The organism is Nostoc sp. XA010, assembly GCF_020829625.1.
GTDB lineage: Bacteria > Cyanobacteriota > Cyanobacteriia > Cyanobacteriales > Nostocaceae > Nostoc.
Genome location: NZ_JAIVFX010000012.1, coordinates 110,654 through 132,929, shown reverse-complemented (window position 1 = coordinate 132,929; position 22,276 = coordinate 110,654). Strand labels below are relative to the sequence as shown.

Sequence of the window (22,276 nt, the reverse complement as noted above, 5' to 3'; positions counted from 1 at the left end):
GGAGGGTAAAAAGCATTTCTACGGGAGTGGAAAAACAGTTGATGATGACTACTGACGCTATTCGATCAGATTAATTATGTGACTCGATCGCACGCGATTATCTGTCCAGGAACATACCAAACCCAATGCTCCTGGGTCAATCAGTGGTTCTGGTGCGGGTTGACGGCTCCAGATGCCGTCTTGCTTGCGTAATGCAAACAGCACCACTGCACCCAGATAGCGCACTCCTGGGATTTTTTGTAATAACGCTACGATATCGGAAGTATACACAGGTCGCCCAAAAGGCCAGCCTTTACCGTCTAAACCGCCAGTTAAAGGATTTAAGTATCGATACAGGGCAACTCGTAAGTTAAGTAAAATCTCTTGTTGAGCAAGGGGATTATAATAAGCTGGCTCTAAAGCTACTTCTGTTTGCACAGAAACGCCGACAAAATCAGCTTCCTGAAGTTGTACTTGTACTCCTAACAATCGTCTTTCGTCTAAGTAGCTCAAAACTTGCTCTCGAAGTGCAGGCTGTAAGGTAAACAGTTCGGGAGATATGCCTTCCCCTTTGGCGATCGCATCTGTATTTGCTTGAGGAACGACAATTAAACGTACTGTACCTGCACCACTGCCGCTATCTGCTGGCAAACAACGAACTCTAGCCACAGCCCCTGCACCTGCACGTTGTGCTAAAACTTCAAAGTCTTCATTTGTGACTGCGCGATCGCGTGTGCGAAGTATTTGCGGCGCTCTCAACACAGCTTGTTCCAACGATTCGGCATCAGCACCATTTATCGCTGGTTTATGATTAATGACACTAGCAATGTAAGGAATTTCCGATTTTTTAAACTGGAGTGCGCCACTTTGGACGTTACCCAGACGACCACCACCTATACGATAAGCTACCATTTTAATCTCAGCCCCTCGCGCCGGAACTGCTCCATATTGATGATCCAGCGCTTGGGTTTCTGTATCGCGCATTTGAACTATAGTATCTTCTAGTGCAGGCTGCTGGATTTTACTGCGTATCTGCGTTCGCTTTTGCAGTTGGTCGGGTTCACGAATTAAAGGCCCAAACTGGACTGTACCACTAAGAGAATCGATAGTGTAATGGCGGTCTTCGGAGCCAGAATCAGCAAAATCTGAGACTTCTTGCCAATTTTGAGGTAAACCACCAGGAGGAGTTACCCAAATATACTCGTTTTCTCTACGTCCTAATACTGGAGTTCCAAGTAATTGAAAAGTTTGACCGGGCGTACCATCACTAATGCCCAAACGTTCATCCCGAATCAGAGTACTGTGACTAGCCCTGACTGTACCGCCAATTGAACGTACCCCTAAACCGATAATTCGTGGAGAATTATTGTAAGTAGATTGACGTGCCTGAGTTGCCGTTAAAACACACCGCAACCAGCGTCCGCGATAAGTGGTAAAAGTTGTTATAGGGAATTTTTCAGGTAAATGCAGAATTACATCTGCTCCTTGGGCAGGATTACCTCCCTGTTGAGCAATTTCGTGAAAACTGAAGCCCTTGGTGGCATCATCAATTTCCCGCAATAATATAGGTTGCCATTTATCACCATCCCAAGCTTCCCAACGACGCGGCGGTTGATTAGGGTTAATGCCGGTAGGTGTAGCCGCAGCCCCTTGAAACGTTATTGCCAGGACATTTCCCTCCAAAGGATCTTCCGGTTCCAAGATGATGTAAAAGCAGTTACCTGGCTGAGGAGTTTCATCAAACAGAATTTGTTCGTTACCTCCCCACTGATTATTGGCTTGGGGAGTCCAGAGGTTGGTAAATCGGTCACGAAAAGCTTGGGGAAAGTCTTCGGTTGTTGGAGCGGTTAAAAAGTGCCGCAGGTATGGCTTGCCAATGACTAAAGGCCGATCGGTACTGAAAACTATCGCTTCTGTGGTTTCTGTCCGCAGAGTAGCAACTTCTACCCCAGTAGGAATTATATTGGTTTCTGGCAGGTCAGTTGTCAGATAAAAAGTTAGGTCTGTTTGTGCTGGTGCTGGTGGCTGAAGGCGAATGCCAAGCAATTCTAAAAATGCAATATAATTCTTTCGAGGTACTTGGTTAAACCGAAGCAACATCTGGTCAGTTAACCAAGCAAATACTTCAATGAAGGTAATTCCCGGATCGCTGAGGTTGTGGTCTGTCCACTCTTGACAGTAGCGTGGAATTCGCAAGATGCTCTCTTGCACTAAGTCATCGAAGCTGCGATCGTCTAAGTTGGAATTGGGTAATTTAGGTAAAAAGTTAAATTCCACAATAATAATACCGATTTTAGATTTTGGATTAAAAAATCATGCTGATGTAATTTCTTACTCCATGCCAGAAGCTAGGTAATATGGATAGACAAAGCTGTAAATATCAGGTTCATCTTTGAGACGATAGTCGATAATGATATCTACCCTGCCTTGTTCGCCCTTCGTAGAGTAAGTGCTAAATTGCTTATCAATGCCCTTCACAGGGTAAGGTTCAGTTATAACCCGATCAATAATGATGCGTGGTTCCCAAACCTCCAAAGCTTCTAGGACATACAGGCGAATTAACATTAAAGTCTCACTATTCATGGGTGCAAACATTAGTTCCGCCAACCGCGACCCAAAATTAGGTCGATACACCCGTTCGCCTACTCCAGTACGAAGGATAATCCAAATAGATTCTTTAACTTTTTGTGCTGCTGAACTTAGCTGTATTCCCCCTTGCACACTCAAACACATTGGGAAAGCCCAACCAGTCCCTAAGTAGTCCTGTTGCTGACTATCAATCGCATCTGGCATTCAGACAGTCCTCGCTTAACAATTGGTTTATAGTTGCGTTTTAGCGCTAAAACACTCAATACGAACCATACTTCATCCACTTACCTTCAAAGATAATGGGACAGAGGATATAAGAATATTCGCCAAAGGTCGAGTTGTAGAGACAGACGCATTACCAAAGCGGCACGAAGTGCAATTTCGCGTCTCTACACATCGGAAATTTTCATAAAACTTGCTTTAACTAAGTGTTTTATCTGTAAGGGCAAAGTTTCCCCAATTTAAAATCCAATGACCAAAAAGCGATAGTTTGGTATGGCAAAATATATTTTTTACAATACCGTTTGCTGCTTATTGAAAATAAAAATTTTTAACAGTTTGAGTAAACGTAAAAATTTTCCTAAATCTTATCCACCAGAATCATAACGTTGTCTACTTCTTGTCGGTAGCTTAACTGGCGTGAGCTTGAAGGCAAACATTAGACATTGGTCGAATATGGTACTTGATTGAGAAGTTCTATTGTGGTTATTATATTATATAAATTTTTTGTAGCATAGAGGATTGGGTGGGATAAGCATAGGAACAAAGTGGATTTTCGTAAGACATTGCACTTTTTATCGAGAGAGATTATTCACAAAGCTTTAGCCTGCAAGATAAATCTCAATGAATAAATCTTAATATTAATTCCAATATTTGTTTTCTAAATACAGGCTTTATCATAAAAGTATCAATTTATGCAGGTTGGGGAACAAATGAGCGATCGCATAAGAATCCAACGGCGGAAACAAATTTCAGACAGCTACTCCTATCCACAATTAGCAACAGAAACAAGCGGTTTGAGGACTGGTACTGCTAAAACGTCGGTTATCCATGAAATTAGTCGCATTTCCATGCGTCCCCAAGCGCAACTCACAGTTAGCCAACCAGGAGATTTTTACGAACAAGAAGCCGATCGAGTTGCCCAGCAAGTGATGGGTATGGGCGATCGCACAAATCACAATGCCATCCAACGCGAGACAAGCCCCCAAGAAGAAGAGGAAAATTTACAATTAAAATCTCTAGGTAATATGATTACTCCCCTCGTCCAACGAGAAGAAATACCGGAAGAGGAGGAGGAAAAACTTATTCAAGCCAAGTCTTCGCTACAACGCACAAGTGATGGAGGTTTAGAAGCTGATAGCGATATTGCTAGCAGTTTGCAAAGTCGTAAGGGTGGCGGTAGTGCTTTACCCGATGAAGTGAAAGGTTTCATGGAACCCAGGTTTGGTGCTGATTTCAGCAATGTAAAAGTGCATACAGACAGCCAAGCTGTGCAAATGGCGACGGATTTGGGCGCACAAGCTTTTACCTATGGTAGTGATATTTACTATGGTGCGGGAAAGGCTCCAGGAAAAGATGGGTTAACAGCACATGAGTTGACCCATGTATTGCAACAAAGCGGTGGAAGCATCCTTCGCTATCAAGAAGTTAACCCATATACTATTATTCAAAGAGTCTCTTTTGCGGGTGCTGGATCGGAAACGGCTTGCGCGTTAATGAGTGATGAGCAGATTTATAGCCTCTTTACAGATGTATACTTTTCCAGTCAACCAAATGCACGTCAACACTTGATCCATTACCGGACGGGTGGTGGTAAGCCATACAATGAAAATGTTGAAGCTTTGTTTTCCGCTAATCCACGTATTCGATCGCGTATTGCTAAACTAATTAGCGAGCAGGTAGCTAATGGTGACACTCAAGGCTCACTAATTGGGCGAGGAGTAGATGATGGGGGAGATCCACCGATTAGCCAATCCGACTATGATTCAGAAGATTGGCGCAATGCTAATGGCAATATAGACGAAGTACAGTGGCGGTTGATGGGTAAATATGAACCCAGTGGCTACAATCAAATTCAAATTACGGTTGTAGATCCTTATACTTGGCATCCAATGGAAGCGCGTGCTACGCAATGCCTTCATGCAGCTTTTGAGCGGCTGAAAAGCGAGGGTGCTGCCGATTACATTACCACAGGTACAGATACCATAATGTTGCCTCCTGTACAACAATCGCCCGATGTGCCAATCGAACCAGACTATTAATCTGTTAACATCAATTGCAATCGCAGAGCATAAGCCGTTCGAGTGCGATCGCCCAATACTGACAACCAAATTTATACATAGTTGGTAACAGTAGCATTTGAATAAATTGTATTATTAACATCTAAACTGTGTGGCAGGGAGATAAGATAAGATGAGCGATCACACAAAGAAGATACAGCGTAACAAAGGCGATACATCAACCATAACAAATCCGTCGCTTGCCTCATCATCGACTCCCACGTTAGCTAATGCCAACCATAGTTTGAGTTTGCCACCAACTACTGCTTTGCCAGAACCATCGGTTCAGGCGTTGTCAAACCAGCAAGATACTCAGTCTAACAATGAGCAGTTGCCGGAAAGAGAAGCTTTCAAACAGGAGCCACTGGGACACGATATTAGTCGGATTTCATTGCGCCCGCAGTCGAAACTTTCAACAGGTCAATCGAGCGATCCTTCTGAGCCGGAGGCAAATTGGGTAGCCGATCGCATCATGCAGATGCCAGAGCCAGGAAATTTTGCGGATCAAATGCCCGAAACGCGATTTAGAGGTAAAAAATGGAACAGGTTTTATCAAGCTTTAGATAAACATGAGAATGGGCACATTAGTATTGACGAAAGAGCTTTTACAAATTTACATAAAAAACTGCTTGGGAAGTCAGAATCATCAGCCGAGACAATTTTTAATAATACTTTTCAAAAGGCAAATACTGATAATGATAAATACGATAGTGACACCCAACATGGACTTACTCAAGGTACTAGTGTAAATCAAGTTCAGTGTGGAGTAGAAAAGCTGAGTGAATCTGAAACTAGCCCGTTAGAAAATGGCGATCGCACAAGCGATATCCCCAATACGGATTCAACCACGTTGATGGCTAAAAGGACGAGTCAGCCATCTTCTGTCTCTCAATCGCAGGGTCACGATCTTAGAAAGATTTCGATGTTGCCCGTGCGAGCCAAGCTCACGGTGAGTCAATCTGGCGATCCATACGAACAGGAAGCAGATCGGGTTGCGAATGAAGTGATGCGAATGCAAATTCCAGAGTCAAATGAGGCTGTGGCAATGCGATCGCTCAGAGACACGATTCACCGTAAGTGTGCGGTTTGTGAAGAGGAATATCTTGTTCAACCGAAATCGATGCTACAGCGATCGGGTGACAGCACTTTGAAAACAGAGGGAGATATTGAGAGTCGGCTGAATAGCAGTAAGGGTGGGGGGAATCCGTTGCCTGATGAGGTGCGCTCGTTCATGGAACCCCGCTTTGGGTCCGATTTTAGTGGCGTGCAGGTGCATACGGATAGTAACGCGGTGCAGATGAATCGTCAGTTGAATGCTCAAGCATTTGCTCATAGGAATGATATTTATTTTGGGGCAGGGAAGTCTCCAGGGAATAATGAGTTGACGGCACATGAGTTGACTCATGTAGTGCAGCAGGTGGGTAAAGTTCAAGCGAAAATCGATGGGAGTTCGGGGAATCCAGTCGATCCGCCCCAATCAAAAGATGATAAACCCCAAGTACCCCCAACCGATCTGGCAGAGCCGCCCAAAACTGTTCCCTCAAATACACCTTTACCTCAACAGCCCGATCTTGTTGTCCCTGAAGCAGATAAATCGATCGATCTACCAGCTACTGCTGGAAATGGAAAAGATTCACCTACTCTATCTGCACCACCGTCTACGACAGCCAGTAATGTATCTCTACCTCAAGAACCTCAGCCGAACATGCTGGGAGGATCAGTAGCCGAAAAACCAGTTCAATCGCTCGAAAATACTGATGCAACTGCCTCTCCAGCAATTAAAGCCCCAGATGTGCCGGATTTAAGTCAATCGACTTTGCCTGATGCCACTGGCACACCTCCAACTTTGCCTGAATCACCAATATTGGCGGCAACTGCCCAGCAAATTTTACAAACAGCCGAGATAGAAAAAACTGCATTCAGCCAGCAAGTTCAATCCCACCGTTCATCACTGCAAAACGATAGTATCGCTACAGCCCAAAATATTGAAAGTACAACTCAGTCAAAAATACAAGCCACTGTAGCCGCAATCGATAGTAGAAAAGCAGAAGTTCTCAGTAGTTTTGTCTCTACTCGCGCGTCCATTACTACCGAAATGGATAGCCAAAAAGCTGTCGCTCATGCTGATGGGGAAAAAGCACTGGAAGCACTGCGTAAGCAAGGTGAGGATAAACGTCAGGCAGCGATGAAAGCGGCGGAAGAGCCTGCTAGCCAAGCTGAAAAAAATGGAGAGATTGAGGCAGAGCGAGTTCGTAAATCATCAAGTGAGACCATCGGTCGGATTAACGCCATCGCCCAACAAAAAGCGCAGGGACAGGGCAGCACGCCTGAAGAACGAAAAGCTGCGAGAGAAGCTACTATGAGCGCGGCGGCGGAAGTAGTAAATAAAATACGCAGCAACGCGGAAGAATTGGTACAGGGCGCAATCCAAGCCGCACAAAAAACAGCACAAACTTTACGCGGCGAAGGGAAAAAGCTAGCAGATTCGCTTGGCGGTAGCACTACTCAGGTAGAACAAAGCATCCAACAGGGAGTGACAAGTACAATTAATGCAATCCAAACGGCGGGAAATCAGCGCCTGCAAAGTCTTGATACGTTGCAAGCACAAGCACTAGCATCTTTGGAGCAACTAAAGGGACAAGTTATTCCTGCTTTGCAGCAGTCAGGGCAACAGGCACAGCAGGCAGCACAGCAGCTAGGACAAATGATGGTTGGGCAGATAGACGTAGCTGAAGCCCAATCTTTGCAACAATTCGACCAAGGTGTGACTGGCGCGATAGACCAGCTACATCAAGCGGACGGACAGCCACATCTCGATCCTGCGGCATTACAAGGTGCTGGACAGCAAGTAAGTAAGCCTTTCCGTCAAGGAAGACTGCAACTAGAAGCAATGCTGGGAGAACAGGTTGCGGAGATGGGGGGACAATTAGGCAAGTTAGAGACAAGCTTTGCTACCGAAATTGAGGCTGCTAGCCAGAAGTTTCAGACTTCAACGAACCAAGTCTTATCTTCGACGAATAGTGGTTTGTCGCAGATGCAGTCAGATACAACTAAACTTTTCACAGATACCTTAGCGACGGGACGGGATGCAGCCCAACAAGCAGTGCAGCAGTACGGCGATGGTCTACAACAAAAGATCGATGAAACCAAGCAAGGATGGAACAAAGCAAAAGACCAGTCACAAACTGATATCCGCACTCAAGTCGATAAAGGACTCAGCAGCCATGCGGAAATGGAGACCAAAGCACCTGGAGATTTTGAGAAGGCTGCAAAAGATGCAGTTGACAATGCACAAGGCTCAATCTGGAGTGGTATTGGTAAAGGATTGCTCTCAGTTTTAAAAGGCTTGGCAATTTTTGCGATAGTTGTTGTTGGCATTGCCGCAATAATTGCAGTTGCATTTGGAGTGGCTTTTGGGTGGCCACTAATTCTTGCCGTCGCCGCGGTTGTTGGGATAATATTTTTGGTCTATGCGTTCGGCTCCCGATTAGTGGTTCGTTACAAGGAATTAGTTTCTGTGCTTCCAAAAGATACCCCTTGGTATGCACAGTTTCTCTTAGGTATGGCACTACCATTTATTGCACTTGGAGATGTCATTGGGGTAGTGCCGATTTATGAAGGCATCATCGGTGAAAATGCTATTACGGGCAAAAAATTCACCAAAGAAGAACGGGCTGAAAAAATTACCGAAGGTGTGCTGACACTGGTACTAATCTTTCTCGCTGAGAAGTTTGCTAAAGGGGCTGGGAAAACTGGAGAGCCAGCGATCGATCCAAATCTCAATCCAGAAGTTAAACCTGGTGAAGGTGAAGTTAAGCCTGGTGAAGTTAAGCCTGGTGAACCTGGTAAAGTCAAGCCTGTGGAGCCAGGAGTAGGAGCTAAACGAACAACAGTTGATGGTCACCATGAAATTACAGTAAATAAGGAAATTATTCGTTGCAGTCCAAATTGTGGTGTTATACAAGATGCATATCCCAATGAGTTAAAGCAGAGACCCGATCTTCAAGAGAGATTGACTAAAGCTAAGGGAAAAGCAGAAACCGATCCTGAAGCAGCTGCTGAAGAGGCAAAACAGATTGATGCTGACTTAGCTGCTGTTCGGAGAGAAAACTTAACGAAAGCCAAAGCAGAGTCGCGTGCGACAATTAAGGAAGTTGAGAAACTACTTAACGACAAGGAAAATACAGAAAAACTTTCTGGAGAGGACAAAGGAAGTTTTGGTGAACAGCAACGACAACTTGAGAAAGCGCGGAATGAGGCAGATGAATCAGCTAACGGGGCTAAAGGTGATCCTGACTTAGAAGGATTAGCGCTGGAAGAATTCGAGAGGATCAACAAAAAAGCAAAAGAGCTTGAGTCAGACATTCAGAAGAAGCTAAAAGAATCTAACCAGACAATAAATCTACCAAGTAGTTGGGGAGAGATTAAACCTGATACGGTATTCCAAACGGCAGATGGTCGTAAAGTTTCTTTTGGTAAAGAACAAATTCAACTTGGAGAAAGATTCGATTCACAGGGAAAACATCTAAGGGCTATTGAGAAAGGTCAGGTTCCTCCTAGAGGAAATAACGGTCTTGTACCTTCTGAAGAACCAGGTTTTGATCTAAAATCTAAGGTCTTAGGGCAAGGGGGGGATCAGCGTTTTCATGGAAAGTCTCAAGATGGTGTCTTGAACTTTCCAGGCAAGATGACAGATCATTAGAAGAGTATTTGTAGAAGAATGTAAATGTTTTATGGAGCAAATGAATAAATCTCTTGAACCTTTACTTTGCAGAGATTCTGATAATTTTAATTTTACAAATAGCTTCTAAGGAGAATGGAAATTATGAATTTGAGCAATAGCCCTGTTTGGAATGACCTCGATAAGATTACGGAACAGATTGATTTGGATGCAGTTTTTAAGCAGCATCTAGAAGATTGCAATTATAAAATTAGCGGTTACTGGAATGGGGATGATTTTTATGAAGAAATTTCTTTCACTAGCCCACTTTATAGTGAATTAGCAAGTGTCTCTATTAGTCTTATTAAGGAAGGTAATGACAAAAAACATCGAATCAAGTTGAAGTTTTTACTCAGAACAGCTATCTCAAATAATGAAGGTACAGCAGTTAGTGATTTTGAGACAAGAGTTGGTGAACTGGTTCTGATTTTTAATTCAAATTTAGAATTTTTAGATGAGAATTGGTTGATCAACATTAAATCTCCTTTTGTTATTGCCAGACGCAGTTAGCTCATCAAGCAAAGCTAATTCGTATTCAGGAATAATTTATGGTTATAAACACTGAGAACTGTGAGTGAATAAGGAGTTATCCCTATATGTTTCTCAAGACTTTTCTTTCATTGTTCATGCGACTAATTTAGTGCGATCAATGTAAGATGCGATCGCGTTTGCTGCTCTAAATGGCGATCGCGCAGCTTAAGGGAATTATCGCTTTTTGGTTTTTGGGAGTGATATCTTCGCAGCTTAACAAAGTTATCGCGTTTTGGAGAATGTGATCGCTCTTAGTATTATTTGGTGTCGCTTGTTGTAGTTTTCACAAAATCGGATTGCTTTTATGAAATTTAAAGTCAAGCGATCACTACCAGAAAATGCGAGCGCTTTTTGGTGTTTTGGAGAAGTGTATATAAGCAAAGCTTATCGATTACAATTAAAGTCACTCCTATTATTAGAAAAATCTATGCAAATTTTTTTGCCACCAGAAGTAGAAGCCTTGCTACAACGTCAACTTACTAGCGGTAAGTATCAAAACGCAATCGAAGTTATTCTTGCAGGTATAAAACTCCTAGAACAGCAAGAAGACATCTATCAAGGACGACTGGAAGAGCTTCAACAAGAAGCACGCATTGGTTTAGAAGCATCCCAACAGGGTAAAGTCATTGATGGCTCAAGCGCGATGGCGCAAATTCGTGCCAATTTGCGATCGCATTTTATATCTGCTGCAAAATATTCACAATATTGGAAATATCTTCATTCCAAAATTTCTACCAAAATCTTTATTAAATCTTCCAAATCAATGGAATCATCCACCAATCATGACTGTGAACTCACCTAAAACAATCTTGTTTACATTTGTGGTTTCTTGAATAGTATCGCCCATCCGACAAGCTGCAAGACCGTTGATCAAAACTGTTTGACTACCATCAATGACTACACCTGCACCATCGGGAACTACAACTTTCACCACCGGACAAGTGTGAATATCAGCCATGAAACTAGCCATTAGTTTAGCCATGTTCTGTGCGGCTTCGGCGATAGTTTTAGCGAGGTTTGCGGTAGCTGCGGGTGCAGCTGGGGTTCCAGCAGCTGCGGTAGCTTTTGCCTGGGCTTTGGCAATATCTTCCGTACCCTTGGCGAAGGTTTGAGCTAATAGCACGGCTTGGGCTGCGGAAATACCGCGCCAAGCTGGTTTTTTACCAATCATCACGTTTAGGCTACCTGGCCCCACAGATAAGGGGCTACCATGAGCAGTCATATCTCCGACACGAGCAGCAGGTCTACCAGGCATAACCAACTCCTTAGTTGAGGTAAATCATCGCACCGTTAACGGTAATTGTACCGTTAGCTTTAATCTCAATATTTCCTTGCGCTTTTAATGACAAGTTACCTGTGGAATTTACGGAAATTGATTGATTGCGATCGCTCATCGTTATTTTATGACCGCCATTAGTTTCAATTTCCACACAGGTATCACTATCATTTAAATATATTTTATGACCGCCAGCAGTTTCAACGCGCACACCAGTTTTACTACCGCCTTTATCTTCTTCCACAAACTGGAGGGTATGTCCGATGCGAGTTTTAAAGGTGCGTAACCGCACTTTACCGCGTTGAATCGAGTCATCCACCTTTTCTGGTGGTGCATCCTTACCGTTCCATACTCCACCAATGACGTAAGGACGGTGGATATCACCATGCTCAAAACCGACTAAAACTTCATCATTGACTTCTGGCAAACAGTCAAAACCCCGTCCGTTGGCGGCTCCAGGCGCTACAACCCTTGCCCAATTACTTGCATGGTCTTCGGTAAGGGTGGGAAATTTGACCTTGACTCTACCCCAGCCTTGGGGGTCTTTGTTATCGGTAACAATTCCAACCAAGAAAGTCTGACCTGGCTGTAGGTGAGTTGGTGGCGTTAGGGTTGTCAGCAAGCTACCACTACGTAGCCCCCGGACGCTGAATTCTGTGGTATAAATTCTTTGATTGTAGGAATGGCGGGTTTCAGTAACGTAATAATTGCCACTAAAGCGATGGCCCATGTCTTTGAGTTCAATTACTCGTCCAGGTCGTAGATGGGGATTTCCTTCGGCTTTGGCATCAGCATAAATAAATTCTCCTCCCAGTTCATCACACAAAGCTTGAGCCATTGCTTCTGCATATTTTGATCCAAACACAGGTTGGTCTACAACTGTCATTTTTGGAGGCTTTTTATTAAGATTAAATTGGGTGCTGGTGCTACTTCCTAATTTATTTCCGGTTTTTGTTACTACCCGTTCTGAATTAGCTGTTGAGGTAATTAATTTTTTTTGAGTGTAGTCCCAACTACGTACTTCTACTGCACTGACTTGTTCAGCGCTGGTAACTCTTACGCTAAAGCTGACAACATCTTTTAACCATTTTAATTTTAAAGGTTCTTCCCCAGTTCCGGGTTTGCGAAAATGCAACTCACTACGAATATCTGATTCACCTTGTTGGACACATTTAATAAATAATTCAAAGCCAATGCGAGCTGCACGTTCTCGCAGAAATTCCATGTTAGTTTGATTTTCTTGGAAAGCATATTCATGAGGCGGGCCACTGTCATCTACTTTAGCTGTTATTCCTACTTCTTGGACAATTTTTTTGACAATATCGCTATCGGTTTCGTTTAAAAACGAACGATTGTAACGTCCTTTGTGTAAACGGTGAGAAATATCATAGCCCCGAATTATAATTGGAGCTTCAGATTTATTAGTAAAGTGAACTTCAATGCCTGTAATTTCGCCCTCAATTAAATATCCTATTCCTTCTTCTTTAAAAGCATTATCTTCTGTGGTGCTAGAACTGAAACCAATTTTGATTTTATTACCAATTGCGATCGCATCTTCGTGACGCCAAGGTTTGTTCTCGTTATCACTACTAGCAGGAAGATAACTATTATGTATTACCAAGGTAAACATCGCTGGTAAATGCAGACTTTCTTCTACTGTAATTTGCATTATATCTTTCATTAACTCTGGTGGTGCATCTGACCAGGCAGCACCAGAAGAAATTTTAATTAACGGACGGCAAATATAACGACTGGCTGTTGCATTAGGCATACGTATTAGTATGAAGATTGCTCTGATTCGGGTACAAAGGGATTAGTTTTCTGGGTTGAAGAAGCGCGGTTTTTTCTAGCTGCGATGGAGTCTTTTTGACGATTGGCTCCCTTAGAAGCAGATTGATGATCTCCTGGAGGATTTTCTTTATCGACTTCTTGTAGAGATATATCGACAATTGCACGTACTGGTGTGCCATCAGCCAAGAATTTATCTATTTTGTAGCTGATACTAAGCATGACGCAAGGAAAGGATTGTTTCTTACCCCATGCCAAAATATAAACAGGAGGGCGTTTATCTTTTCCATCTGGAGATTCAACTCCTTTTTTAATATTTTTTAGATATTGATCGATAACTGAATTCCTTGTTTCATAAGTATCAAATACAATTTGACTCAATGTCAATTTGTAAGGATCAACTCCAGAGAAGTTAACTTTTGGTAATGCAGCATTTCCTCTATTGCCAGGCTCACTTTGCCATTTACAGGTTCTTTGGATACTCATTTGTGTAGGATTAAACATGAATTCAATTGTTGGTGCTTCTCCTGGATAAAATGACATAAGTTTGGCTTTTTCTAAAGGCATTTTTATATCTCCTTATCTTAATATTTAGGTAGTTAGTATAAATAAAAATCTTCATAGTCAAGGTAGTTATAAGTTATTGGTAAAGCTTCCGGCTATCTCTGTTAGGGTTATAGTTGCATTTATTCAGTGATAATAAGCGTGGCATTACCAAGGTAATCGTCCAGAGTACATACCATGACGTTCTCGCTCAATTTCTAAACGCTGACGCAGCCGAGTATAAATTTCACGAGCCAAATTTTCTAGATCGGGAATATTGGCATTATCAGAATTAGAAGCAAACTGTTTTATTGTTTCAGTAATGGGTTGTAAATCTGTATTGGTAATTTTTGTCGGTGCAGTTACTTCACCTCCATCAGCAAAATGTTGAATTGGATATTTGTGAACCAAATTATTTGTTGATTCTGAAACATCAGATACTTTTGGCTCGTTGCGATGAAACGGCACATCAGCAAAATTGAAAAGTGTGAAATTGTCTAAGTTTTCATCTTGATTGTTCTCGTTCAGCAACTCTTCAACACTTGACCATTGAGTAATCTCGTCATAGGTTGAATTAATCGAAGATTGATAAGGGGTTGAGTTTTTTTGCCTAAAAATTAGAGGAACAGATGAATATTTAGTCGAGGATGGACTATTAGTAACTGTTTTAGCATTGAACTTATCGGACTGAATAGAACGAAAGATTGAAATATCTTTTTGTTCACTATTCAATAAATCGGCAGATGGATTTAGAGATTTAAATACAGTTGCTAAACCGATATCCAAATTTTGCTCTTCTGCTGGTTTATCAGTATCGACTTTAGTAGAATTTTCTTCTTTTCGTTGAACTTTTAGAGGTTGTGTAGAAATTTGAGCTAAACTCTCTGCGTTACCACCACTATTAATGTGATGGAGTAAGTTAAGGTTTTTCTGTGCAACTGTGGCCTTAACTACAAACTCACCTGGAGTGAGCATTGCTGGGACAATATCAGAAGGTGCTATTTGTTGATTAACTAAATTTGCTGAAACTTCAACTTCTCCACCAACTGCAAACCCTTGAGGCGTTGGCAGTTTTTGCAAACCATTGTTATCAAATAATTCCGATACTAAAGTTTTATTTTCTATTGAGATATCAGCTTTTTCTTGAGTTGATAAAAAATTGTTAGCACTTACTACTTGATTTTCTACTACAGTCTTATCTTCTGAATTAGATGTGGTATATTCTACCGAAGTTGGGGTAATTTGTGTAGGCTTAGGTATAACTGTACCTAAGTCAATGTCTAATGGAGGAGGATCAATAGAATTAGCTATTAAAGACCCACTTTGAGGTTCCGTAGGTAAAATTTGTCTAGTATTTTTTATTTCTGTATTTGCAGTAGTGCTGATAAATGTAGTTTCATCTTTTTGTTGAGGTAAAGTTTCTACTAACTCAGATACAATGTCATTATTTTGCTTTGGTAGTGTATTATAGCCTGAATTTACAAGCTCAGATAAAATCTCCGTTGGAAGTGATTTGGTGACTGTTACTATTTTCTCTATCTCTTCTTTATTACTACCAATAGTAGATTTATTGTCTTGAGTTAATAAAGAGGGTTTCTCTAAAATTGAATATTTTTGTGCAGATTCTTCCCCAATTATAGTAGTCTTGGTTTCTTGAAGATTGCTAATATTCTTTCTAATATCGCTTTCAAATTGTGGCGTATTTTTTTCTTGTAGTTGAGTACGAAAGTCTGGAGTAATTTGATTTTGAGTATTTGGAGAAAGTCCGATGTTATGATTGGGATTAACTTCTAAGTGTTCCCGAAGCGATTCATCTGAGCGAGAATGTGTATCGGTTATTTCTTGAGTTTCTGCTATTTTGTTGATCAGAGTTGTTGATACTTTTTGTGTTAGTTTTGTCTGTGCAGCTTCAGATTCAATTGTATTTAAGCCTATTTCTGATGACAAATTAGGATTATGATTAACTACGAAAGTCTCATCTGGAATAAACTTAGTTGATAAAATATCTGTGCTATTCGTGAGTATTTTTCTTTGAATCTCTGTATCTTGATAAGACTGTCCAACATTTTTTTCTGAATTAATTACTTCAGATTTTACAGAATCTTGCGTATTTATATCTGCTAACTTTAAATCAGAGTTTTTGCTAGCTTGGATAGATTTTTCAGGGATAGGTATTATTTCTATGCCTTCATTAGCTTGGATGGATTTTTTAGCAGCAATGGGTATCGTCTCTGTATCGTTTACATTGACACTGCTAGATTCAATATCTTCTAATAAAGCGGGTATATGTTGAACATCACTAACATTTAACCGATCTAATACTTGAGGATTGGCTACAGCAGATAAATATTCAGGAACTTTTATCGCATCATCAGTATTTATATGATTACTAGCGCTAACTTCATCAAAAGAATAGTTAATGCTTTTGGTTACAGGAGATATCTTTTTTGTGGATTTAGATTTAGCTTTTTGCTTTGGATTTTGGGATTTTTTAGCCGATTTTTGAGGTTTTGTTTCAGTTTGCTGGTTTAGCGCACGGGTTTCTACTTTATTAGGTAAGTTATTTGTAAAAGCAATTGTTTTGCCTTCAAGAGGATAATCATTTTGGATTTCGGCTTCTTGTCTAATTGCTTCTAATGGCTCAGGTATAATAAATGGCATTTCACTATCCCACTCATTAATATCCCATTCATTCAATAGTTTCCTCCGGTTTATTTTAGGAAATAGTTTTGGATGTTTTACCATAGGTGCAAACGATGACAACTTCATTGCTTTCATCGTAACTAATGGTTTGGGAATATTTGCTGACAAAAAAGGACGAGATTTTCTTAATAAAAATCTGTTAGATAAAAATAAATCTTTTTCTCTGACTAGGGGCTTGAAGTTGACATTAAAAAAATTTTGAATTATTTGCATAAGTCGCTAAAGTTATTGAGGCTACTTACTAGGTGATATCATCTGCTAGAGAAATATCCTGACTTATCAAAACGTGTTGTTGAATTTCCTCCTCCCCCTTCTTTACCAAATTGCAAGCCTTCGTAAGCTAAAGTTATTTCTTCAATAGCAACAGCATTGCCATCTGCTTGCAACGCTGATGTTTTCCAAGCGATAGGAATAGCACCAATGAGAGTCCAACTCTTCATAGTTTCACCTGCTTGGTTAAAAACAAGAATGTTTACATTGCGCCGAGTTGTCTTTTTTTGTTCATCAAAAATTTCAGTTATCCAGTTCCAAAACACTGGGTCATTTGTCATGCCACGTTTGAGGGTTATATCTGCAAATTCTGTGCTTCCTAAATAAATTCTTTGCTGATCATTGACACCACCTTCGTAGTAGATATTTTTCTTAATTTGAACACTTAACCCTGTGCATTCAGTAAAAGAAGCTGCAATGGTACTGCCTATTTCTACATAGAAACGATTTGTGGTGACATAATTTAATTCATGAAGAATGTTGCCATTATTGTCATTATTATTGTTACCACCCATCACTACCACCTTGTCGAACCATAGTTTCTCACCCTCTCGCGTTGCGATCGCATATCTTCTAGCAGCAGTTCATAAACGCGATCGCACAACTTGTCCATTAATAACGAGTCGCCAAAATCGAAGCCAGCAGATACCGCTTTGGTAGCACTATCTGTCGCAGGTCTGGCAGCGTATCCAGCAGTCCCACCAATGTCTCCAATCGGAGTTAAAGATGGTTGTATGCGTTCTGAGTCCATAATTAAAAAAACCTGTTTCTAATTCCAGCCTAAAGGCACTGTGCCAAAATCAGAATTAGCCAAAGGTCGAACTCAAAATGTCAAGTCTGTTTTTGTTATGAGTAAAACAAGTTAAGCCACTACCACCGTAAACCGCACTAACCCATCCTGGCCCAGTTGCAATGAATCACCGTGACTCAAGCGATAATTAACACCTGGGGAAAGAAGATTACCGTTGATATAAGTGCCATTACGGCTGTGGTCGTCTAAAATCATGTAAGTATTTTGATTCCAGTCCCAATGCACTCGCGCGTGTGTTCGGGAAACTATTCCTTCATCGGGAATACCTACCAAGTCAATCTCTGGTACTGTTCCCTGAATTTGCGATCGCCTACCAATACAACCATCTTCCCTACGCAAGTAAAATTCTCTCCCTGTTGTATGAACCAGTTTTAGTACTGGTGGCACAGGAGATGGTGGTGAGGGTGGAATCGGCTGTGGGTAGGGCAGCCGAGGCTGATAATTAGTTTGCTCTCCATTGCGAGTAGGTGCTAATGGCAGACTAGGCTGAACTGGTGCAGCAATCATATCACCCAATGCCGTGCCGCATAGAGGGCAGATTTTAGCATGGTTGGGCAAGAGACGATTAAAATATTCGCAACTGGAGTTAGGGCAACGATTAGCAGCCATGAGCAATTTTATCGTTCTCAGGGATAATCTGTAAAGGAACCAGCCCTACTTTTTTTAGCAGGCATTGACCCTCACGGGTGGTAAGCATTTCGGCGAATTTTGAACCGACGTTAGGCAGACTATTATCCTTAGGGTACACTACATTCAAAGGATATCCTAAAGGATAGCGACCTGTTCTAAAACTTTCAATATCAAAATAATATCTTCGGTCACATAAATTCACTTCTGGGTTGATTGGCTGGTTATTAAGCTGCAACAGTGGCTGAGTTTCGCGGTTATTGTCATCAACTAAAGCTAAAGGATAGCCGTTGCATTGATTCCAAGTTTTACTGAGAATGCCAAAACTGATAATACCCGCTTCCCCTTTCTCGAATTTAGCCCTGATTTGCTTTTGAGTGTTCTCAGTTATTTCGGTAAATTGCTTAGTAACTTCTTTATATAAAGCAATTTGCTGTGGATCATCTTTTAATACTTGCTGTTGAAAAAGGCGCACTGCTTCCGGTTCTGTAGGAGCATAAGGTTGTATGGAAAGATTGGAACCACCAAGTTCTCGCCAGTTGGTGATTTTGCCTGTATAAATTTGTCGTAATTGTTCTAGACTGATTTTACCTTTAAGTACTTTTACAGGAGCAGAGTCATCCTTACTAGAACCAACAAATACTAGTAAGCCATCATAGGCAACAGGTTTACTTTCTAACTCTTGATCTACGTTTAAAGATGTTATTGCAAAATAGGCTTGACAACTTTGTTTTTCTTTATACTCTTCTTGACAGCTACGCACCTTTTCTATTGGCACGCTCACAGCCTTTACATCCGAAGATGGCACAGATTGATAATTAAATGTTACATCTGGTTTCGGTTTGGTTAAATTTTCTTCAAGAGTACCGCTCTCTGGTTTTTGTTTTAAAACTGTACTCCATGTACTATTGGTTTCTGCTGTATAAGTAAATTCTCCTGCGGGTACAGAGCTTACTTCTGAAAAACCAGATAAAAGTTTACACCACTGTCCGCAATTAGGGGCTTGTAGGCCAGAATGTAAGAAAAAATACCATATCCCTCCTCCAAGCAAGAGCAAAGCCAGAATTGCTAGTAAAATTAAAGGCGATCGCCAAATTTTATCTGGCTGTTCCAAAGCTGTTAAACCTGCTTCACCGCTTGCTTGGTTTTCTTTCGGTAGTTGCAACAAAGCTTTACGAGCTGCCTCGGCACTTTCAAAAGGTTTGTCTAGCCCAATTAAGTGATAAAGAAACTGCTGGAGGTGAGGGTCTGAATTCGACCAATTTTCAGGTTTTCTCGGATTCAGGGGTTGACCTGAAGTGCTATCTACAGCTTTTCCTGCCCATAGATAAAAAGCTACTAATCCTAATGCCACTAAATCTTGTTCGGGTTGAAGTTTTGCGACTTTAGTAGGGGGTGGGTAAAATAAGCTTTCCCAGATAGCTAAATCATCAAGATATGTATAAAACTGTTGATTACTCTCTACTTTAATTAAAATACTATCTAAATTGAGGTTGCCGTGAGCCAGTCCACGCTGCACTTGATTGGAGGGAAAGCGCAGCGATGAAGTATGAAGGAACTGTAAAGTTTGCAGAGTTTGATTAAGTACTTGGCGTACTTGCGGTGCATCCATTGCACCTTTAGCGATCAGGTATTGGCTTAAAGTTTGGGATGCTTCCACCCCTTTGGTAATTATATAACAGCGTTCTCCTCGCTCATCAGCGATCGCTTCCCAAGGCTCAATCAGGCGAAAGTTTTGGTTTCTGCCATCTGCGAGACTCACCCCCGCCACTTGCTGAAAAGTCTGTTTGCACTGCCGCGTCTCTTCGGCATTAAAACAACGATTGGGTAAAAGATATTCTTTAATTACTACAGATTGGTTATCGCTAATCTGTATCCCAGAATATAATCGCCCCATAGAGCGCGTACACAAAAATTTACCAACTTGATAAATGCCTCGATTGCCCTTAATTTCCGAATTTTGCGCTAAAGTCGCTGGAAAACCACATTCCAAACAAAACTTAGCCCCTGGTATTTCCTGCGCTGTCTGCAAAGGGCGATCGCAATTTAATGGTGCATTACGAGAACAGAGATATTGTTTATACAAATCTTCCTTGACTGGCACTTAGGAAACTCCTTGGCAAATGGAAAGTGGTTTCAAATAATTATTAAGGCAACTGGATTAAATAACTTACAAACCTCCACCTTTAACAATTAACACCCATTAATTAACCTGAATCAAACCTAACTTTAAGGCAGTTACAATAGCTTGGGTGCGGCTAGTAACCTTTAATTTTTCAAAAATACTTGTGAGATGAGCCTTAACAGTAGCCACGGTAACATATAAATGTTTAGCTATTTCTTCATTAGAAGAACCTTGAGTTAACCAGTGTAGAACTTGTTGCTCTCTTTCTGTCAAGTGTAGTTTTTGACTGGCTTGCAAACAAGACTCAGAATAAGCCTGAAAATGACGGAAAAAACCACTAGCAACCTCTAAAGGTAGATAAATTTCCGATTTTATCACGGTGGTAATAGCCTCACACAATTGAGTTGCTAAACGGTTTTTATACACATAACCAGAGGCTCCAGCTTGCATTGCCCTAAAGATCCAATCGTCTTCTTGATGCGCTGATAATACTAAAACCTTGCCATTATAGGAATTTTCTTTTAAATTTAAGAGAACGCTAATTCCATCACCTCCAGCTAATTCCATATCAAGCAAAATTAAGTTTGGATGCTCTTTAAACGCGAGTTGCAACGCTTGTTCTGGTGAAGCCGCTTCACCGACAATCTCTAATAATAATGAATTACTTCCGCTATAAAAATTCAAGAGCGATCGCAACCCCTGGCGAAAGCGTTGTTCGTCATCTACTAGTAAAATAGAAACCTTTTGAGGAGTAGTCATAATATATAATGTTCATTGAAAAAACAAAAAAACTATAGATTAACCCTGTTTTGTTATTTGCACCCTTGTATTTAAACTTTTTACTAACTCTTAGACCGAGGCAATATCAAAGAAAACTGAGCGCCTCCATTTGGCAAATTTTGACCCCAAAGACTTCCTTGATGGTCAAGAACAATTTTCTTGGCAATGGTCAGACCTAGCCCTGTACCTTTTGAACGACGAGAATAGAAAGGAGTAAATATCTTTTGCAAATCTTCCTGAGATAGTCCTGAACCTTGATCAGAGATTTTAATTAGTACTTCACTTTGAAAAACTTGCCAGTTACAGGTAATAGTTCCACCTTCAGGACTAAAATAAACTGCGTTGCTCAACAAATTGTCAAAAACTTGCTTCATTTGTGAACAGTCTATTACTAACATAGTAGAACTCTCAGGCAAAGATACTTGCAAATGCTTTTGATTAATTAAAATCTGTAAATCTTTGATACTTTCTAAAACTAAAGTTCGCAAGTCTTGCAGACTTACCCTTAATTTTGCACCTTGACCACAATAAATCAACTCTGTTAAATTATTATCTAGCTCTTCTATGCTTTCACATAAAATTGTTGCCTGTTCTTGCAAAGGACTATCTTTTAATCCCAAAGATAAATTTTGTGCGTACAGACCAATTAACCCCAAATTATTACGTAACTGATGTCCTGCACGTTGAATTATCTCCTCAAGCAATTTAATTTCAGCTTTCTGTTGCCCGCACTCCAAATAAATCTCTAAATAGTTGCTTACTAAGACGGCAGATTGCTTTACGTAATTTTGCAAAGTAGGCGAGAGAGATTCATCGCTTAATATTTGGATATATTCAGGTCGTTGATTCCTGTAACCTAGTGGACAAATATAACAATTCCCAACAGAATAATTTAACTTTATTTCATTTAATGTAAAACCAGGAAAAAAATCCAACAACCATTCTTCCGACCTTAAGTAAGCTAAGGTATTTTGAGAAAAAGGAAGTCGGGTTGGAGCATAATTAATAACTTCCTCATGAGTTTTCATTAATGGATCGTAATAGACAATCCGAGCGAAAAAAATAGGATTTTGAATTGTTAACTGTTCAAGTTGTAGCTGACATAAACTTTGTACGTTTAAAGAGTGTGAAGATTTATAACCAGTCTTTTTGTGTTGGATAGACGAGTCTACTACCATTGTTTAACTCACTTCTTAAGCTGTCAGGTAAGTAAATTGGTTTTATTTTCTACTAAATGGTAAATACCCTAATCAAT

Annotated in this window: 16 protein-coding genes; 4 read left to right on the top strand and 12 right to left on the bottom strand. The window is 40.8% G+C overall.

Features of this window, described 5'->3' with window-relative positions; genetic code table 11:
* Positions 1-57 precede the first annotated feature (57 nt).
* On the bottom strand, positions 58-2,256 hold the full coding sequence (locus LC608_RS18995) for a putative baseplate assembly protein (protein ID WP_229554998.1): 2,199 nt from the start codon (positions 2,254-2,256) through the stop codon (positions 58-60).
* A gap of 54 nt (positions 2,257-2,310) precedes the next feature.
* Positions 2,311-2,772, bottom strand: coding sequence for a GPW/gp25 family protein (locus LC608_RS18990; protein ID WP_229554997.1), 462 nt, complete (start codon positions 2,770-2,772; stop codon positions 2,311-2,313).
* Positions 2,773-3,500: 728 nt separating this feature from the next.
* Between LC608_RS18990 and LC608_RS18985 the strand changes: the two genes are divergently transcribed.
* The 4 genes from LC608_RS18985 to LC608_RS18970 all read left to right on the top strand — a co-directional run bounded on the left by LC608_RS18985 (position 3,501) and on the right by LC608_RS18970 (position 10,900).
* Positions 3,501-4,829: a DUF4157 domain-containing protein gene (locus LC608_RS18985; protein ID WP_229554996.1), complete on the top strand. Its 1,329-nt coding sequence runs from the start codon at positions 3,501-3,503 to the stop codon at positions 4,827-4,829.
* A gap of 151 nt (positions 4,830-4,980) precedes the next feature.
* Positions 4,981-9,549 carry a DUF4157 domain-containing protein gene (locus LC608_RS18980; RefSeq protein WP_229554995.1) on the top strand — a complete coding sequence of 1,523 codons (4,569 nt, stop codon included), beginning with the start codon at positions 4,981-4,983 and terminating at the stop codon, positions 9,547-9,549.
* Between the two features lie 123 nt (positions 9,550-9,672).
* Entirely contained in the window at positions 9,673-10,077 is a 405-nt protein-coding gene (locus LC608_RS18975; RefSeq protein WP_229554994.1) for a hypothetical protein, read from the top strand.
* 325 nt (positions 10,078-10,402) lie between these two features.
* Entirely contained in the window at positions 10,403-10,900 is a 498-nt protein-coding gene (locus tag LC608_RS18970; protein WP_229554993.1) for a type II toxin-antitoxin system ParD family antitoxin, read from the top strand.
* Here the strand turns inward: LC608_RS18970 and LC608_RS18965 are convergent.
* From LC608_RS18965 to LC608_RS18920, 10 genes are all read right to left on the bottom strand, one after another.
* Positions 10,868-11,353, bottom strand: coding sequence for a PAAR domain-containing protein (locus LC608_RS18965; RefSeq protein WP_229554992.1), 486 nt, complete (start codon positions 11,351-11,353; stop codon positions 10,868-10,870). The genes LC608_RS18970 and LC608_RS18965 overlap by 33 nt on opposite strands.
* 10 nt (positions 11,354-11,363) lie before the next feature.
* Positions 11,364-13,145, bottom strand: a complete 1,782-nt coding sequence (locus LC608_RS18960) for a VgrG-related protein (RefSeq protein WP_229554991.1) — start codon at positions 13,143-13,145, stop codon at positions 11,364-11,366.
* A gap of 5 nt (positions 13,146-13,150) precedes the next feature.
* Positions 13,151-13,729 carry a hypothetical protein gene (locus LC608_RS18955; protein WP_229554990.1) on the bottom strand — a complete coding sequence of 193 codons (579 nt, stop codon included), beginning with the start codon at positions 13,727-13,729 and terminating at the stop codon, positions 13,151-13,153.
* Positions 13,730-13,873: 144 nt separating this feature from the next.
* Positions 13,874-16,621, bottom strand: coding sequence for a hypothetical protein (locus LC608_RS18950; protein ID WP_229554989.1), 2,748 nt, complete (start codon positions 16,619-16,621; stop codon positions 13,874-13,876).
* Between the two features lie 38 nt (positions 16,622-16,659).
* Entirely contained in the window at positions 16,660-17,193 is a 534-nt protein-coding gene (locus LC608_RS18945; protein ID WP_229554988.1) for a phage tail protein, read from the bottom strand.
* Between the two features lie 2 nt (positions 17,194-17,195).
* Positions 17,196-17,429: a hypothetical protein gene (locus tag LC608_RS18940; RefSeq protein ID WP_229554987.1), complete on the bottom strand. Its 234-nt coding sequence runs from the start codon at positions 17,427-17,429 to the stop codon at positions 17,196-17,198.
* Between the two features lie 111 nt (positions 17,430-17,540).
* Positions 17,541-18,098 carry an FHA domain-containing protein gene (locus LC608_RS18935; RefSeq protein WP_229554986.1) on the bottom strand — a complete coding sequence of 186 codons (558 nt, stop codon included), beginning with the start codon at positions 18,096-18,098 and terminating at the stop codon, positions 17,541-17,543.
* The gene (locus LC608_RS18930) at positions 18,088-20,220 is read right to left on the bottom strand and encodes a substrate-binding domain-containing protein (RefSeq protein WP_229554985.1); all 2,133 of its coding nucleotides are present in this window, start codon (positions 20,218-20,220) and stop codon (positions 18,088-18,090) included. Before LC608_RS18930 ends, LC608_RS18935 begins: the two co-directional genes overlap by 11 nt.
* Before the next feature lie 99 nt (positions 20,221-20,319).
* Positions 20,320-21,000 carry a response regulator transcription factor gene (locus LC608_RS18925; RefSeq protein WP_229554984.1) on the bottom strand — a complete coding sequence of 227 codons (681 nt, stop codon included), beginning with the start codon at positions 20,998-21,000 and terminating at the stop codon, positions 20,320-20,322.
* An 83-nt stretch (positions 21,001-21,083) separates the two neighbouring features.
* On the bottom strand, positions 21,084-22,199 hold the full coding sequence (locus tag LC608_RS18920) for a sensor histidine kinase KdpD (RefSeq protein WP_229554983.1): 1,116 nt from the start codon (positions 22,197-22,199) through the stop codon (positions 21,084-21,086).
* Positions 22,200-22,276: the final 77 nt, after the last annotated feature.